Origin of the sequence: Halomonas sp. NyZ770, assembly GCF_020616575.1 — a bacterium.
Classification (GTDB): Bacteria; Pseudomonadota; Gammaproteobacteria; order Pseudomonadales; family Halomonadaceae; genus Vreelandella; species Vreelandella hamiltonii.
This window is the reverse complement of sequence record NZ_CP085143.1, coordinates 1,265,923-1,283,666: the sequence shown is the minus strand read 5'-3', so window position 1 is coordinate 1,283,666 and position 17,744 is coordinate 1,265,923. Positions and strand designations below refer to the sequence as shown.

The window sequence follows — 17,744 nt, the reverse complement described above, 5'->3', positions numbered from 1 at the left end:
CCATGAGCTGTATCCTACCTGATAGGGAATAGTGGGCAGGATATGGCGGCAACCCTGTGTTTTTCAAGACACGCGACTATTTGCCCCGCTTGGCCTTCAACAACGCGGCACCCAAGGCACCCATGGCCGCCGGTGCATTGCCCTGCTGCTGCCCCTGGCGCTGGCCCGATTGACGGCTGCTGCGCGCAGGCTTGCGGGGCTCCTGAGCGGCGCGGCTGCCGTTTTGCTCAGGCTGCTCTGGTTCATCGCTGAGACGCATGGAAAGCCCGACTCGCTTGCGGGGAATATCGACGCTCATCACTTTGACGGTAACGATGTCGCCCGCCTTGACCACGCTGCGCGGGTCGTCGATGAACCGCTCCGACAAGGCCGAGATATGCACCAGGCCATCCTGATGAACCCCGATATCCACGAACGCGCCGAAGTGCGTCACGTTGGTCACCGTGCCTTCCAGCACCATGCCCAGGGTGAGGTCCTTGAGCGTTTCCACGCCTTCGCGGAACTCCGCCGCCTTGAACTCCGGGCGCGGGTCTCGGCCTGGCTTGTCCAGCTCCTTGAGAATGTCGCTGACGGTGGGCACCCCGAAGCGCTCATCGGCGAAATCGGCGGGCTTCAGCGCCTTGAGGGTGGCGCTGTCGCCAATCAGGCCCTTGAGGTCACGCCCGCTTTGCTTGGCGATGCGCTCGACCAGAGTATAGGCCTCTGGGTGGACGGCGCTGGCATCCAGCGGGTTGTCGCCATTGCTGATACGCAGGAAACCGGCGCACTGTTCAAACGTCTTGGGCCCCAGACGGCTGACGCCGAGCAGCTCCTTGCGGCTTTTGAAGGCACCCTGCAGGTTGCGCTGCGCGACGATGTTTTCGGCCATCGCGGCGCTCAAGCCAGCCACTCGGGAGAGCAATGCGCTGGAGGCCGTGTTGAGGTCCACGCCCACCGCGTTCACACAATCTTCGATGACGGCTTCCAGGCTGCGCGAGAGCTGCACCTGAGAGACGTCGTGCTGATACTGACCTACCCCGATGGATTTGGGCTCGATCTTCACCAGCTCGGCCAGCGGGTCCTGCAGGCGGCGGGCAATCGAAACCGCCCCCCGGATGGTGACGTCCAGATCGGGCAGCTCACGGGCCGCGTATTCCGACGCCGAGTACACCGATGCCCCGGCCTCCGACACCATGACCTTGCTCAGCGGCTGCGCGGGCGCCAGCGCCTTCACCAGTTCCCCGGCCAGCTTGTCGGTTTCACGGCTGGCGGTTCCGTTGCCCACGGCAATCAGCTGCACGCGATGCTGCTTGACCAGCCGCGCCAGCACCTCCAGCGATTCGTTCCAGCGGTTCTGGGGAGCGTGGGGGTAAATGGTGGCCTGGTCGATGAACTGACCGGTGGCATCGATGACCGCTACCTTGCAGCCGGTACGCAGGCCGGGGTCCAGCGCCAAGGTGACTTTCTGCCCCGCCGGGGCCGCCAGCAGCAGGTCTTTCAGGTTGGCAGCAAAGACATCGATGGCGGTCTGCTCGGCCTGTTCGCGCAGGCGGCCCAGCAGCTCGGTTTCCAGTGCGGTGTAGAGTTTGACACGCCAGGTCCAGCGCACCACTTCGCCCAGCCACTTGTCGGCCGGGCGCCCTTCATCGCGAATACCGACCTGACGGGCAATGGCCACCTGGGCAGGATGCACCGGGGCGTCTTCTTCACCGGGCAAGCGAATGGCCAGCCCCAGAATCCCTTCGTTGCGGCCACGGAACATGGCCAGCGCACGGTGCGAGGGCACCTTGGCGAGTTTTTCGTCGTGCTCGAAGTAATCCGAAAACTTGGCGCCTTCCTGCTGCTTGCCTTCCAGCACCCGGGCGCTCAGCTCGCCTTCCTGCCAGAGCCGCTCACGCAGCTGGCCGATCAGCTCGGGGTCTTCGGCAAAGCGCTCCATCAGAATCTGCTTGGCACCGTCGAGGGCGGCCTTGGCATCTTCGATGGCCGGCACTTCCCCTTCTGCCGGGCGCAGGTAGCGTGCCGCTTCGTTTTCCGGGTCGAGGGTGGGGTCGGCCAGCAGCGCATCCGCCAGAGGTTCGAGACCGGCTTCCCGGGCAATCTGGGCTTTGGTGCGGCGCTTTTTCTTGAACGGGAGATAGAGGTCTTCCAGGCGCTGCTTGGTGTCGGCGGCCTCGATAGTGGCCTTGAGCGCGGGGTCCAGCTTGCCTTGTTCATCGATGGCCGCCAGCACGGCTTCGCGCCGCTCTTCCAGTTCGCGCAGGTAACGCAGGCGCTCATCCAACTGGCGCAGTTGAGTATCGTCCAGCGCGCCGGTCACTTCCTTGCGGTAGCGGGCGATGAAGGGCACGGTGGCACCGCCATCCAGCAATTCCACCGTGGCCAGGACTTGTTCAGGTCGTACGCCCAGCTCTGACGCCAGGCGCGCAATAATCCGTTGTTTGACATCCATAACGTGCAACCAGCTCATGCAGCATTCGAGGTGCCGACACGGTACCACAAAGCACCTGTGCTGGCATGGCTTGCGCGCCCGAGACCGCCCTAGCGGTGGAATTGCTTCTCCCGCTCGGGCTGCCAGAAGATGGCATCCACCCGCAGCTTCACGTCGGTGGCATTGGGTAGCGGCCATTCGATGACATCGCCCACCTTCAGGCCAATCAGCGCGGCTCCGATCGGCGCCATGACGGAAATACCGTCTTCCACGCTGGCCAGCGCATGGGGATAGACCAGCGTGCGGATCATTTGCCGCCCACGGGTCAGGTCGGTGAAGCGGATCTGGCTATTCATGCTCACGACGTTATCGGGAATGTCCTGCGGGTCGAGCACCTCACCGCGCAGCAGCTCTTCTTCGAGCAATTCCGCCACCATCTGATCCTTTTCCGGTGCTTGATCGATCAGTCGCTGCAGACGCTCTGCATCGAGACGGTTGATGATGATTGGAGGACGCTGCCCCATGGTCTCTCTCCTTGATGATACCGACCATAAAAAACAGCCCTTCCCCAAAGGGAAAGGACTGTGGATATCCGCTACATGCAGGATAGCTTATTTAAAGTGACCCGGTAACTCAATCGACCAGGCCACCGACATGATCAGGTAACGCCCTGCTCGATCATGGCATCGGCCACCTTGCGGAAGCCTGCGATGTTGGCACCGAGCACCAAGTTACCGGGTTCGCCGAACTCTTCTGCCGTGTCAGCACACTGCTGATAGATATCGGCCATGATGCGCTTGAGCTTGTCATCGACCTTCGCTAGCGACCACTGCTCCATGCTGCTGTTCTGGGCCATTTCCAGCTGGCTCGTGGCCACGCCACCGGCGTTGGCGGCCTTGCCAGGGCCGTAGGCGAGCCTGGCGGCAATAAAGCGCTCCACTGCCGCCTTGGTAGAGGGCATGTTGGCCCCTTCACTGATACAGCTCACCCCGTTGGCGATCAGCGCCTGGGCATCCTGTTCGGTCAATTCGTTCTGGGTGGCACAAGGAAACGCTACCTGCGCCGGTAGACGCCATACGGCATGGCCATCGGCAGGGTAATCCCGTGCCGCCACATAGTGTGCCTCAGGGTGCTCGTGCAGATAAGCTTCCAGAGAAACACGCTCGACCTCCTTCAGACGCTTGAGCAGCCCCAGGTCGATGCCTCGCGGGTCGTGAATCATGCCCTTGGAATCACTGCAGGTCACCGGTAGCGCACCGAGTTCCAGCAGCTTTTCGATGGTATAGATGGCGACGTTGCCCGCGCCGGACACCAGGCAAGTCTTGCCTGCCAGACTCTCCCCTCGGGCGGCCAGCATGTTCTGGGCAAAGTAGACCGCGCCGTAGCCGGTGGCCTCCTTGCGCCCGAGCGAGCCGCCCCAATTCAGCCCTTTGCCGGTTAGCACCCCTTCGTAACGCCCGGTCAGCCGCTTGTACTGGCCAAACAGATAGCCAATCTCGCGGGCGCCCACGCCGATATCGCCGGCGGGCACATCGCTATGGGGCCCCACGTGGCGGTACAGCTCGGTCATGAACGACTGGCAGAAGCGCATGATCTCGTTGTCCGACTTGCCCTTGGGGTCGAAGTCCGCGCCGCCCTTGCCGCCGCCAATCGCCAGGCCGGTCAGCGCGTTCTTGAAGATTTGCTCGAACCCCAGAAACTTGATGGTGCCTGCGGTCACGCTGGGATGAAACCGCAGCCCCCCTTTATAAGGCCCCAGGGCCGAGTTGAATTGCACTCGATACCCTTTGTTGACCTGCACCCGACCCTTGTCATCCAGCCAACTGACGCGGAACATGATCTGCCGTTCAGGCTCGATCATACGCTCGATGATACTGTGCTGGTGATAGTGCGGCGAACGCTCGAACAGGGGGCGCAAGCATTCCAGCACTTCCTCGGTGGCTTGATAGAACTCGGTTTGGGCAGGGCTACTCTTGGCTAGCCGCGCAAGGGTGTCATGAACGTAGGGCATGGCGTCGTACCGTTACCGTAATGAGACTGTCGTTATGCTGGCCAGCGCATGACGGTATTTAACTGTGACGGCGTTTTTCTGCATACCCTATGCCGGTTCGGTATGGGCAAAAAACCGGCTGCAACTCGACTAAAGTCGCAATTTTTTTGCCCACTATTGGTGCATTAACCAAATTTGATAAACGATGATTTAACGAAGCGCCGCGGAAAATAAAAAAGGGAGGGTGCCAAGCACCCTCCCTTGAAGCGATGAAACAGCGAGTATCAGGTCAGTTGCGGGCCAGCTTTGATGATCGCTTCGTTGACGCCTTCGAACTTCTTGAAGTTGTCAACGAACTTGGTGGCCAGGTCTTGCAGGTGACGGTCGTAGGCGTCGCGGTCGGCCCAGGTGTCGCGGGGGTCCAGCAGGCTGGAGTCCACGCCCGGCACGGCCAGCGGCACTTGCAGGTTCAGGCCGTCGATGTGCCTGGTCTCGACATCACGCAGGATGCCTGACTGAATCGCGCTGATGATGGCGCGCGTGGTGGGGATCGAGAAGCGCGAGCCGCCTTCACCATAGGCACCACCGGTCCAGCCAGTATTCACCAGGTACACTTGGGCGTCTTTCTTTTCGACACGCTTGATCAGCAGGTCGGCGTATTCACGGGCCGGACGCGGGAAGAACGGCGCGCCGAAGCAGGTAGAGAACGTTGCTGCCAGACCTTCGGAAGAGCCCATTTCCGTGGAGCCGACCTTGGCGGTGTAGCCCGACAGGAAGTGGTAGGCTGCGGCTTCCTTGGACAGGATGGACACCGGCGGCAGCACGCCCGACATGTCACAGGTCAGGAATACGATGGCGTTGGGCTCACCCGCCAGGTTTTCGGCCACGCGCTTCTCGACGTGCTCCAGCGGGTACGCGGCACGGGAGTTCTGGGTCAGACTGTCGTCGGCGTAGTCCGGCTCGCGGCGGTCATCCAGCACGACGTTTTCCAGCACGGTGCCAAACTTGATGGCGTTCCAGATGACCGGCTCGTTCTTCTCGGAAAGGTCGATGCACTTGGCGTAGCAGCCGCCTTCCATGTTGAAGACGATGCCGTCGCCCCAGGCGTGCTCGTCGTCACCAATCAAGAAACGCGCCTGATCCGCTGAGAGCGTGGTCTTGCCGGTGCCTGAGAGGCCGAAGAACAGGCAAGTTTCGCCATCTTCACCCACGTTGGCAGAACAGTGCATCGGCAGCACGTCGGCGGCGGGCAGCAGGTAGTTCTGCACCGAGAACATGGCTTTCTTCATTTCACCGGCGTAACGCATGCCGGCGATCAGCACCTTGCGCTCGGCAAAGTTGATGATCACGCAGCCGTCGGAGTTGGTGCCATCACGGTTCGGGTCGCACTCGAAGCCTGCAGCGTTGAGGATGGTCCACTCTTCCTTGGCGGCCTGGTTGTAGGCCAGCGGGCGCACGAACATGGTGCGGCCAAAGAGGTTTTGCCAGGCCGTTTCCGTGGTGACACGTACCGGCAGGTAGTGGGTGTTGTCGCTGCCCACGTGCAGCTCGGCCACGAAGCGCTCACGGCTTTCCAGGTAGTCTTCGACACGCGCCCACAGCGCCGAGAACTTCTCGGCGTCGAACGGGCGGTTGACGCTGCCCCAATCGATGCTGTCACGGGTGGAGGGCTCATCGACGATAAAACGGTCTTTCGGTGAACGCCCGGTGCGTGCGCCGGTGTTGACTACCAGGGCTCCGTTCGCCGAGAGGCGACCTTCACCACGGGCCACGGCGCGCTCGATCAGTTCGGCGCTGCTGAGATTGACGTGGGCTTGAGGAGCGGCTTGAGTCGTGGTCATGTCGATTCCTGGGCCTTGCGGCCGTTTATCTCGTTTACCGGGCGTCGTACGACGCCTTTAAAAGTCATCCCAACCACTCGCGAACGGGCTGGGCGCGCTGAAGTCCGGCGCATTATGGCAAAAAGAAAGCCCCCGGGAAACGGGGGCTTCTCGCAAACATCTTGTAGTTAAACTACTACAATGACACTACATTTTGTGTTGCAGCGCAGTATATTTTCAAACAACCGTTTGCTGGGTGCGCCGAGCGCATTGTCTCCTCTGGGGTGGCGCCAGGCCGCCTGAAAGCCCACCCCATCAGGAGCCGACTACACAATCAGTGAATGACTGGCGGTGGTGCGCCCGGGTCTTCCAACAAAATTTCAATATCTGCGGCGGTGTAGTGATATTTCGTGTGGCAAAAGTGGCATTGGGTGTCGATGGCACCCTGCTCCTGAAGAATATCCATCAACTCTTCCTTGCCCAGGGTGTACAGCGCATGGCTCATACGCTCCCGTGAACAGGTGCAGCCAAAGCGCAGCGCCTTGGGTTCGAAGACCCTGACGATCTCTTCGTGATAGAGCCGATACAGTACCTCACGCTGCTCCAGCCCCAGCAGCTCTTCATTCTTGATCGTTTCGGCAAGGTGCACGCTGCGCTCCCAGGCATCCACGTCCTGGTTTTGCGAGGCATCCGGCAAGCGCTGCAGCAGCAGCCCACCCGCTCGCTGACCATCGGCGGCCAGCCACAGCCGGGTAGGTAGCTGTTCGGACTGGCCGAAATAGGCTTCCAGGCAGCCACTCAGCGTATCGTGATCCAGTGCCACGATGCCCTGGTAGCGGTGCCCCTCCTTGGGGTCCAGGGTGATCATGATCTGGCCGTCACCGACCAGCTCACGGAAGCTGGCCTGCTCGCTGGGCAGCGCGGCCTCTTCGGCGATACGTGCAATGGCGCGCAGCTCACCGCCCGGATTGGACTCTGCCATCAGCAGCGCCAGCGCGCCCTGGCCGCGCACTTCGATGCTGAGCGTACCGTCCAGCTTGACCGTATCGGTCAGCAGGGCCACCGCTGCCAGCAGCTCGCCCAGCAGGGCATTGACCGCCGGTGGGTAGGCATGACGGTCAAGCACTTCCTGATAGGCGGTGCTCAGCGTGACGATTTCGCCACGCACGTTGGTTTGGTCAAACAGGAAACGCTGGATCTGATCAGACATAGTGAAACCATGAAGAGAGAAAGGGGAACGTCGACAAGGCAGGCGTCAGCGACGCTACTCGCCCTGCTGGCGTTGAAATCGGTGTATATCGCGGCGCTGCTTCTTATCGGGGCGCTTGAGGGGGTGCTGCATCGCTTCGTTGGTGAGCCGACGCGCCTCGGTTTCCTTGGCACGACGCTGGGCGCTGGCCTCGGTTTCGGCATACAGGGTGCGCGCCTCGGGAGCGCCCCTGCGCTGGTCTGAAAGCGCCGTGACTTCCACCTCGTAAATGTCCCAGCCCTGGGGCACGCGAATCAGCGCCCCCAGCTCGACGTTCTTGCTGGTCTTGGCACGCTCACCGTTGTAGTGAACCTTGCCGCCTTCTATCGCTTTCTTGGCCAGGGCGCGGGTCTTGAAAAACCGTGCAGCCCATAGCCACTTGTCCAGGCGAACGCTGTCGCTCATTGGCACTCTCCTCATCTATTGGCTGCCCCGCGAAGGTCGCCCCTGGCGGATCAGTCATTGGCCGATGCCCAAGCCGCACTCATGGCAGCAGTTGGGCAAATCGGTCCAGGGCCACGAACTCCTGCAGCTCTTTTTCGGGCCGCTGGCTATCGGGCTGCTTGATGCCCAACAGGTACTTGATTCCGAACTCCCTGGCGCTTTCCAGTACCCGGGCGTTGTCATCGATGAACAGGGTGCGTGCGGGGTCGAAGGGCTCTCGCTCCTGCAGTGCGAACCAGAAGGCCTGCTCCTCCTTGGCAGCGCCAACGTCTTCCGAGGAGATGATGGCATCCAGGTAGTTTTCCAACCCGGTGAGCGGCAATTTCAGTGCCAGACTGGCTCGGTCGGCATTGGTGGCCAGCACTACTCGGGGGTGGGCTTGCTTGAGCCAGGTGAGAAAGTCCAGCGCGTCGCTACGCAGGCCAATCAGATGCTGCACTTCACGCTTGAGGGCCACGATATCGACGTTCAGCTCGCGGCTCCAATAGGCCAGGCTGTACCAGTTCAGAGTGCCCTGCTCACCGATGATGCGGCTCTTGAGCTCCTCCTGGCTGGCCTGATCCAGTTGATGCAGCTCGACGTAGCGGCGTGGCAGATGCTCCAGCCAGAAGTGGCTATCGAAGTGAAGGTCCAGCAGCGTGCCGTCCATGTCCAACAGCACCGTGTCGATCTCGCGCCAATCAATCATGGCCACTCCAGTCTTTGAGAGTAAGCGTGCTATTGTAGCGTAACCCGTTTTTTGCAGCCACGGAGGCATGATGGACCGCGACGATTCCACCACCAGCGACGTCACTGAGCGCTACCCGCGCAAGCCCACGATTCTGGCTCGTCACCCCGTGGCCCAAAGCCGCTTGTTTCAGATCGAGGCGCTGGACCTGCGCTTTTCGAACGGCGAGGAGCGCCAGTTCGAGCGCCTCACCGGCGCCGACCGTGGCGCCGTGATGATCATCGCCATGCCGGACCCGGAACACGTCTTGCTGATTCGCGAGTACGCGGCCGGTTTCGAGGACTACGTGCTGACCCTGCCCAAAGGCTTGGTAGACCCCGGCGAGGATGTCGTGGCCGCCGCCAACCGTGAACTCATGGAAGAGTGCGGCTTTGGCGCCCACCGTATCGAGCCGCTGGTGGAACTCTCGCTGGCCCCCAACTACATGCGACACCGCATGCAGGTACTGATCGCCACCGACCTCTACCCCAAACGCCTGCCCGGCGACGAGCCCGAGCCGCTGATCGTGGAAACCCACGCCATCGAAGAGCTCCCCGCACTGCTGCTTCGAGAAGACTTCCACGAAGCACGCGCCATCGCCGCCCTCTACATCGCACGCGACCGATTACGCGAAGAGCAGCGCAGCAACGGCATTAATTTACTCTAGCAGTCTGTCGGACTTGAGGTTAATGGATGAGCTGAGGCGTGGGTTCTTCACCCCCCCCTGTGTTGGTGTTGGTGTTGGTGCTGTTGTGTGGCTCTTAACCTGCCCCTCAGCTTCTGCAAGGCGGTTCTGACGCCTTGCCTGCTGGCCGGTTGGGCGCGGCGAGCCCTCAGCCCGCCGTCAACCGGTGCATCCGCTTGATATTCCACGCCATGGTGGCCAATCGCCACTCGCCGCTGACCTTATCCAGTCCGCGTAGCGAGAACTGCCGGAACCCCATCACGTGTTTGATGATCCCGAAGACCGGCTCCACGGTATGTTTGCGCAATGCGTAGAGCGCTCGGCCCGCCTGCGTCTTCAAGCGGTGTGCCATCTGTTCGACGGGGTCCTCGCTCTCCGGGGCAGGCGGATCCGCGGCGAAACGTTCAAAGACCGGAAGGTGATGGACGTCTCGCTTCATCGCCAACAGCGGTTCGATACCATGGTCATGGCAGGCCTGGATATTGCTGGCACTGAAGTAGCCGGTATCACCCAGCAGGTGGTCAGGTTTTCCCAGCGTTTCCGGGTAACCTTGCCAGGCCGTCAGTAGCGGCATGACTTGCTGCTTGTCATTGGTCGCCTGCGTGACGTGGACATGGGTCACCAGCAGACTCTCGGTATCAACCGCGGCTTGGGCGTTGTAGCACTGATCAAACCCCTTGCCGGTGACCGGCATGATGCGCGACTGCGGGTCGGTGAAATTGATCTGATCCTTGTCACGCGGGCCACCAGTGGGCGGTTCGGGGTCACGCCCACGGGGCTTCTTGCCGGCCTTGCGCTGCGCCTCCCGCCGCGCCACCTTTTCCTGATAGGCGGCTTGCTCGGTGGCGTCCCGCTCCTCGGCGCGCGCCTCGATCTTGGCCTTCGCCTCAGCGATGGCCGCCAGGCGGGCTTCACGGCGGGCAATCTCGGCGGGGATATCCATGCCGTCGGCCGCGTCCTCCTTGTCCGCCGACTCGGCCCGCTCGGTCAGCGCTTTCACCTCTGCCCTGAACTGTGCCTCCAGCTTCTTGGCATGGCCATACGACAACGCCTTGTGCTTGCTGGCGTTGGCCTTGAGCTTGGTGCCGTCCAGGGCGATGGTGCCAAGCTTGAGCAGCTTCATCTCGCGGGCCAGCAGCAGCACCTGTACGAACAACTGTTCCAGTTCCGGCAGAAAGCGGCGGCGAAAGGTGGCCAGCGTGTCATGGTCGGGATGGGTATTGGCGGCCAGGTAGCGGAACGCCACCGAGTCATAGGTGGCACGCTCGATCTTGCGGCTGGAGACCACCCCGGTGGCGTAGCCGTAGATCAGCAGGCTCAGTAGCACCGCCGGGTGATGTGCCTTGGAACCCCGCCCCATGTAACGCCGGGTCAACGTCGAGAGGTCCAGTTGTTCGACAACATCGACAACGAACCGCGCCAGGTGACCATCGGGCAACCACTCGTCTACCGAAGGCGGCAGCAGGTAATCGGTCTGGCGATCCACAGGGATGAAGCGGCTCATGGCGATCTTCTCAGCTCGGCGATGACGGTGGTCAGTATCTCACGGTGCAACGGAAAGACCGACAGGCTGCTAGCGCCGAATCAACACCCCTGCGCCCCCACCGGCAGCGCTCTCCGCGCTGCTTCGCGGGTGCGCTCCGCTTACGCCGCGCTACGGGTAACCCGCCCCCCCAAATTCCGGCAACCTCCCGTAGCGCGGCGTAACGAATCTTGCGAGGCACGAGCAAATGAGGCACCCGCGAAGGGCGGCGGCCAGCCGCCCCGATCATGCCACCATCCACCACCGTGCCACCGCCATCCCCGAGCCCCCATCGGCAGCGCTCTCCGCGCTGCTTCGCGGGTGCGCTTCGCTTACGCCGCGCTACGGGTATCCCGGCCCTCCAAATTCCAGCAACACCCCGTAGCGCGGCGTAACGATTGAGCGAGAGCAACGAGCGAAAGAGGCACCCGCGGAGGCGGCCCGGCGAGAAGGCGGCACCAGCCGCCCCGATGAGGCCACCACCAACCGCACCACCGCCCACCTATGCGCCCCCATCGGCAGCGCTCTCCGCGCTGCTTCGCGGGTGCGCTCCGCTTACGCCGCGCTACGGGTGTCCCGAACTTCCAAATGCCAGCAACACCCCGTAGCGCGGCGTAACGAATCTTGCGAGGCACGAGCAAATGAGGCACCCGCGAAGGGCGGCGCCAGCCGCCCCGATCACGCCACCACAACCAACCGTGCCACCGCCACCCCCGAGCCCCCATCGGCAGCGCTCTCCGCACTGCTTCGCGGGTGCGCTTCGCTTACACCGCGCTACGGTTATACCGCTCCCTAAGCACATGCAACCTCCCGTAGCGCGGCGTAACGATTGAGCGAGAGCAACGATCGAAAGAGGCACCCGCGGAGGCGGCACCAGCCGCCCCGATGAGGCCACCATCCCCCACCGTGCCACCGCCGCCCCATGTGGCTCCATCGGCAGCGCTCTCCGCGCTGCTTCGCGGGTGCGCTCCGCTTACGCCGCGCTACGGGTAACCCGCCTCTCCAAGTGCCAGCAACCTCCCGTAGCGCGGCGTAACGAATCTTGCGAGGCACGAGCAAATGAGGCACCCGCAGCGGCGGCCCGGCGCGAAGGCGGCGCCAGCCGCCCCGATGGAGCCACCATCCCCCACCGTGCCACCGCCATCCACGAGCCCCCACCGGCAGCGCTCTCCGCGCTGCTTCGCGGGTGCGCTCCGCTTACGCCGCGCTACGGGTATCCCGACCCTCCAAATTCCGGCAACACCCCGTAGCGCGGTGTAACGAATCTTGCGAGGCACGAGCAAATGAGGCACCCGCGGAGGGCGGCGGCCAGCCGCCCCGATCACGCCATCACCACCAACCGTGCCACCGCCCACCCCCGAGCCCCCACCGGCAGCGCTCCTCGCGCTGCTTCGCGGGTGCGCTCCGCTTACGCCGCGCTACGGGTATCCCGACCCTCCAAATTCCGGCAACACCCCGTAGCGCGGCGTAACGATGGAGCGAGAGCAACGAGCGAAAGAGGCACCCGCGGAGGGCGGCGGCCAGCTGCCCCGGCGAGGCCACGAAACCACCCTGCCGCTCCACATTCAGGCAGGCATTTAATACATGGGCGGCTTTATGAGTGGTGCTTCAACGCTATCCAGCGGCGTTGGCGGTGGCTGTCGAGGCCGGCTTCGAGCAAGGTCATGCTGCGCAGGGCGTCCTCGACGGAGACTGGGAGGGGGGCTTGTTGGCGGATGGCGTCGGCAACGCCCTGGTAATAGGCGAGGTAGTCGCCGGGTAGCGTGGGGTGTTCGTGACTGACCAGCGGGGCATCTTCGCCTTGCCCTTCGCGTAGGGTGAGCATGCCGGGAATGTCCTGTCCCCAGTGCGGCGTGGGGGTCTCGCCTGCTTTCAAGCGCGCTTCCTGTGGGTCGAGCCCCATCTTCACATAGCTGCCCAGCGTGCCATGCAGGCGATAGCGGGGAGTGGGCTCAGCCACCAGGGTGCCTGCACTCAAGCTGACACGGCAGCCGTCGTACTCCAGCAGAGCCAGGAAGTCATCGTCGGCATGGGCGGCGTCTCGGCGCGCGCCGATCTCCAGCAGGATGGCGTGGGGCATGCCAAACAGCTCGCAGGCCTGGTCCAGCAGGTGAGGCCCAAGGTCGTACCAGATGCCGCCCCCGGGCGCGGCTTTTTCGCGCCAGCGGTCGCGCACCTCCGGACGAAAACGATCGAAGCGGGATTCGAAGCCCGTCACTCGCCCCAGCGTGCCTTCGGCCAGCAGTGCCTTGACGGTCAAGAAGTCGCTGTCCCAACGGCGATTGTGAAATACCGAGAGCAGGCACTCTTTATCCGCCGCCAGGGCCTTGAGTTGCCTGGCCTCCGACAGCGTGACGGTAAAGGGCTTGTCGACCACCACATGCTTGCCTGCCGCCAGCGCGGCCTTGGCCAGGGGAAAGTGAGTATCATTGGGCGTTGGGATAACGATCAGATCCAGATCCTTGCGTTGACACAGCACCAGAGCCTCGCGCTCGACCGCCACCTGGGGCAAGTCGGCAGTCACCTTGCTGGCATCGCTGGAAGATACCGCCACCAGTTCCAACCCCGGTACCGCCTGAATCAGCGGCGCATGAAACGTTTTACTCGCAAAACCATAGCCGACCAGGCCCACATTGATCGTCGCCTTCATGACGCTCCTCGATAGGTGTTGGATGATATACCACAAAAAAAACAGCCCGCTTTCGCGGGCTGTGAGATAAGCCGATCAATCCAGTTTGGAGAGGTCGCGTACTGCGCCCTTGTCGGCGGAGGTGGCCAGCAGGGCATAGGCCTTGAGGGCAGGCGTCACCTTGCGCGGGCGCTGCTCGACGGGCTTCCAGGCGTCCTTGCCACGCGACTCCATGGCGTCGCGGCGCTTGGCCAGCTCGGCATCGCTCAGCTGCACGTTGATGGTGCGGTTGGGGATGTCGATCAGAATGGTATCGCCCTGCTCGACCAGCCCGATGGCACCCCCGGCGGCGGCCTCAGGTGATACGTGACCAATCGACAAGCCTGAGGTGCCCCCGGAGAAACGGCCGTCGGTCAGCAGCGCGCACGCCTTGCCCAGCCCTTTGGATTTCAGGTAGGAGGTGGGGTACAGCATCTCTTGCATACCGGGGCCACCTTTGGGGCCTTCGTAGCGGATGACCACCACGTCGCCCTCTTTGACTTTGCCATCCAGCACGTTGGCCACTGCCTGATCCTGGGACTCCACCACGTGAGCCTTGCCCTCGAATACCAGGATGGAGTCGTCTACACCGGCGGTCTTGACCACACAGCCATCCAGGGCGATGTTGCCGTAGAGCACGGCGAGGCCGCCCTCACGGGAGAAAGCGTGCTTCAGATCGCGGATACAGCCAGTGGCACGGTCGCCGTCCAGGCTTGGCCAACGGGCGCTCTGGGAGAACGCGGTTTGGGTCGGAATGCCCCCCGGGCCTGCCTTGAAGAATTCGACCACTTCTGAACTGGGCGAGCGCATGATATCCCACTCGTCCAGCGCGGCTTTCAGGCTGTCGCCGTACACGGTGGGCACCGAGGTATCCAGCACCCCCGCCCGGTCCAGCTCGCCCAGAATGGCCATGATGCCACCCGCGCGGTGCACGTCTTCGATATGGTATTTCTGAGTATTGGGCGCCACTTTGCACAGCTGCGGCACTTCACGGGAAAGGCGGTCGATATCCGCCATGGTGAAGTCGACTTCTGCCTCTTGAGCCGCCGCCAGCAGGTGCAGGATGGTATTGGTGGAACCGCCCATGGCGATGTCCAGGGTCATGGCATTCTTGAAGGCGGCCTTGTTGCCAATGGCGCGGGGCAGCAGGTGTGCCTCTTCGCCTTCGTAATAACGCTTGGCCAGCTCGACGATACGATGGCCCGCCGTTTCGAACAGGCGACGGCGATCGGCATGGGTCGCCAGCACGGTGCCGTTACCGGGAAGTGCCAGGCCCAGCGCCTCCATCAGACAGTTCATGGAGTTGGCGGTGAACATGCCCGAGCAGCTGCCACAGGTGGGGCATGCGCTGCGCTCGACTTCTGCCAGGGTTTCGTCGTCGACGCTGTCGTCTGCGGCCATGACCATGGCATCGACCAGATCCAGGCCGTGATCCAGAAGCTTGGTCTTGCCGGCTTCCATGGGGCCGCCGGAGACGAAAATGACGGGAATGTTGAGCCGCATGGCGGCCATCAGCATTCCGGGGGTGATCTTGTCGCAGTTGGAAATGCACACCAGCGCATCGGCACAGTGGGCGTTGCACATGTACTCGACGCTGTCGGCAATGATATCGCGGCTGGGCAGCGAGTAGAGCATGCCGTCATGGCCCATGGCGATACCGTCATCCACGGCGATGGTATTGAACTCTTTGGCAACGCCACCCGCTTTTTCGATTTCGCGGGCGACCAGTTGCCCCATGTCTTTCAGGTGCACATGGCCGGGCACGAACTGGGTGAACGAGTTGGCTACCGCGATGATCGGTTTGTGAAAGTCGTCATCCTTCATGCCGGTGGCACGCCAAAGGGCACGAGCGCCTGCCATGTTGCGGCCAGCGGTAGTGGTACGGGAGCGATACTGGGGCATGGTGTCCTCTACGTCTTTATCATGGCCCGCCACATACGAGGTGGCGGGCGGGTGAATCCAGCGGTCTTCGATTGTGGCATGAGCGAACCGCTGAGACTAGACGTAGAGAACAACCAATACCGGACATGCTTTAAAAGGTTGCCCACTCCTCCGCGGCACGAGCCTTCACCAGCGGACGCTTCGACGGCGCTGACGAAGAGGCCGAGGGTGACGGCAAGCTGGCCGACTGCCCAGCACGCGCCACGCGAATCCGCGCCATTTCGCTACTCTCCTCCTCGGCCCCTTCCAGGCGGAAAGCCGCGATCACGTTGGCAAGGTCCAAGGCTTCATTGGTCAACCGCTGAGCAGCGCTGGAAATGGACTGCACCTTGGTGGCATTTTGCTGGGTCACGTGATCCATCTCGGAGACGGCCATGTTGATCTGGGCAATACCGCTGCTCTGCTCGTCGGACGCAGTGCTGATCTCCTCCATGATGTCGCTGACACGCATGACCTGATTGACCACCTGCTCGATGGCCTGCTCGGCTTGCTTCACCGCACTGGTCCCACCCGCGATTTCCTGGGTAGAGGTGTCGATCAAGCGGCGAATTTCGCCTGCTGCGTCGGCACTGCGGCCTGCCAGGTTGCGCACCTCGTTGGCCACCACGGCAAAACCACGCCCCTGCTCTCCGGCACGGGCAGCCTCCACCGAGGCATTCAGCGCGAGGATATTGGTCTGGAAGGCAATGCCATCGATGACGCTGATGATGTCGTTCATCTTGTCGGCGCTGGCCGCAATGCGCTCCATGCGTTCCACCAGCGCCTGCATGTGCTCGCCGGTTTCACGGCTGGTGGCGGCATTCTGCATGGCCAGTTGGTTGGCCTGGCGGGCATTTTCGGTATTCTGCTGCACCGTGGCGGTGATCTGATCCATGCTGGACGCCGTCTGCTGCAGCGACGAAGCCTGCTGCTCGGTACGTGAGGCGAGGTCTTCGTTTTCCTGTTTGATCTGCTCGGACGCAGGCGTGACCACCTCGACCTTGTTGCCCACTTCGGTAATCAGCCCTGAGAGGCTGGCCCGCATGGTTTCCAGCGAGGCCAGAAGCTCGCCCAGTTCGTCATCCCGCTTCAAGGTGACACGGTTGGCCAGGTTACCCGCAGCGATTTGAAAGGTGACACGCCGCGCCTCACTGAGCGACTTCAGCAGTGATTTCAACACCGCCACGCTGAGCCCGACCATGAGCGCAATACCGAACAGCAGCACGCCCACTTGCCCCCATAGCAGCCATTGCTGCTGCCGCTCGGCATCGGCCATCAGGCTGTGAGCTGCCGCGCGCTCGTTATCGACCAGCAGATTGATGGTGGCACTGATACTCTCCGAGGTGGGCCTGACGATGTCGTTGAAGGCTTCAAAGGCCGCAAAGCCATTGCCCTCGCGAATCGCCGTCATGGCGGTGGTCGAGCCGCCAAGAAACGTCGCCAAATGGGCGGTCAACCCTTGCTGCACACCGCTGGCCTGCTGACGCTGTTCGGTAAAGCCTTGCCAGGTTTGCTCGATTTGCTGCTGGAGGGATGCCAGCTGCTCATCGAGCTGAGTGAGGTCCACGCGGCGAGGGTTACGCACGGCAGGCTCCAACACCTGCAGTAACTGGGCGCTACGCTGCTCGATCTGCTGCAAATCGGCAATGCCTTCCAGGCCGGTCTGGTTGAGGGTACGCAGGCGCTCGGCAGAACTGGTCAAGCCATAGACACCGGCGGCCCCTGCCACCGTCAGCAGTAGAATGGCAGCGACGACCATGCCCATCAATTTGGCCTGCATGCTACTGAAACTGAAGCGTTGCACCCAACCACGCACCCCGGTGCGACGTAATGCACCACGATGGAGCATAAACCCTCTGGCACGCCCCTGCTGCATGGCGCTATAACCTTTGGCAGCACGTGTGACGGCCTTGTGCGATGCCCGGCGGCGAATGGCGGTGTAACCCGCCACCCGTTCACCGTCCAACAGTGGCGCCACGGTGGTATGCACCCAATAAGTATCGCCGTTCTTACAGCGGTTCTTGACCACCCCCTGCCAGGTGTTGCCTTGCTCGATGGTGGCCCACATGTTCTTGAAGACCTGAGCAGGCATCTCGGGATCACGGAAAATACGATGGGGTTCGCCCAGTAGCTCAGCCTGTGAATAGCCGCTTACTTCAATGAACGTCTGATTGACGTAGGTGATATTACCCTGGCGGTCGGAGCGTGAAATCAGCACCTGATCGTCTGTCAGCTCAAGGGTTGCCTGGCTAGATGTGCTCATGAAGTCCCCTGTATTTTTTTGAAAGGCATGTTTCGCCTGATGACCCAGCGCTTCCTTTTACCAAGCC

12 protein-coding genes are annotated in these 17,744 nt (G+C 62.4%); 1 reads left to right on the top strand and 11 read right to left on the bottom strand.

Annotation, left to right across the window (positions count from 1 at the left end; all coding sequences use genetic code 11):
• Window positions 1-76 precede the first annotated feature (76 nt).
• The 7 genes from LG409_RS05970 to yrfG form a co-directional block, all read right to left on the bottom strand.
• Window positions 77-2,431 (bottom strand): Tex family protein, encoded by a 2,355-nt coding sequence (locus tag LG409_RS05970; protein ID WP_189463858.1) that lies wholly within the window; start codon window positions 2,429-2,431, stop codon window positions 77-79.
• Window positions 2,432-2,520: 89 nt separating this feature from the next.
• The gene (rnk, locus tag LG409_RS05965; RefSeq protein WP_039183820.1) at window positions 2,521-2,934 is read right to left on the bottom strand and encodes a nucleoside diphosphate kinase regulator; all 414 of its coding nucleotides are present in this window, start codon (window positions 2,932-2,934) and stop codon (window positions 2,521-2,523) included.
• Window positions 2,935-3,068: 134 nt separating this feature from the next.
• Entirely contained in the window at window positions 3,069-4,421 is a 1,353-nt protein-coding gene (gdhA, locus tag LG409_RS05960) for an NADP-specific glutamate dehydrogenase (protein ID WP_189463859.1), read from the bottom strand.
• Between the two features lie 263 nt (window positions 4,422-4,684).
• Window positions 4,685-6,241 (bottom strand): phosphoenolpyruvate carboxykinase, encoded by a 1,557-nt coding sequence (locus tag LG409_RS05955; RefSeq protein WP_144980223.1) that lies wholly within the window; start codon window positions 6,239-6,241, stop codon window positions 4,685-4,687.
• A gap of 313 nt (window positions 6,242-6,554) precedes the next feature.
• Window positions 6,555-7,430, bottom strand: coding sequence for an Hsp33 family molecular chaperone HslO (gene hslO / locus LG409_RS05950; protein ID WP_096923294.1), 876 nt, complete (start codon window positions 7,428-7,430; stop codon window positions 6,555-6,557).
• 54 nt (window positions 7,431-7,484) lie between these two features.
• Window positions 7,485-7,874, bottom strand: coding sequence for a ribosome-associated heat shock protein Hsp15 (gene hslR, locus LG409_RS05945; protein WP_039183812.1), 390 nt, complete (start codon window positions 7,872-7,874; stop codon window positions 7,485-7,487).
• A gap of 79 nt (window positions 7,875-7,953) precedes the next feature.
• Window positions 7,954-8,601 carry a GMP/IMP nucleotidase gene (yrfG, locus tag LG409_RS05940; RefSeq protein ID WP_096923296.1) on the bottom strand — a complete coding sequence of 216 codons (648 nt, stop codon included), beginning with the start codon at window positions 8,599-8,601 and terminating at the stop codon, window positions 7,954-7,956.
• A 70-nt stretch (window positions 8,602-8,671) separates the two neighbouring features.
• Here yrfG and nudE point away from each other — a divergent pair, with 70 nt between their 5' ends.
• Entirely contained in the window at window positions 8,672-9,286 is a 615-nt protein-coding gene (gene nudE, locus LG409_RS05935; protein ID WP_227407817.1) for an ADP compounds hydrolase NudE, read from the top strand.
• Between the two features lie 166 nt (window positions 9,287-9,452).
• On the opposite strand, the gene LG409_RS05930 is transcribed toward nudE, so the two are convergent.
• From LG409_RS05930 to LG409_RS05915, 4 genes are all read right to left on the bottom strand, one after another.
• Window positions 9,453-10,808 (bottom strand): IS1182 family transposase, encoded by a 1,356-nt coding sequence (locus LG409_RS05930; protein WP_016913619.1) that lies wholly within the window; start codon window positions 10,806-10,808, stop codon window positions 9,453-9,455.
• A 1,612-nt stretch (window positions 10,809-12,420) separates the two neighbouring features.
• Window positions 12,421-13,476, bottom strand: a complete 1,056-nt coding sequence (locus tag LG409_RS05925; RefSeq protein ID WP_227407816.1) for an oxidoreductase — start codon at window positions 13,474-13,476, stop codon at window positions 12,421-12,423.
• A 75-nt stretch (window positions 13,477-13,551) separates the two neighbouring features.
• Complete coding sequence (gene ilvD / locus LG409_RS05920) at window positions 13,552-15,396, bottom strand: dihydroxy-acid dehydratase (RefSeq protein ID WP_227407815.1); 1,845 nt, start codon at window positions 15,394-15,396, stop codon at window positions 13,552-13,554.
• A 130-nt stretch (window positions 15,397-15,526) separates the two neighbouring features.
• Window positions 15,527-17,677, bottom strand: coding sequence for a methyl-accepting chemotaxis protein (locus tag LG409_RS05915; RefSeq protein ID WP_039183696.1), 2,151 nt, complete (start codon window positions 17,675-17,677; stop codon window positions 15,527-15,529).
• Window positions 17,678-17,744 lie beyond the last annotated feature (67 nt).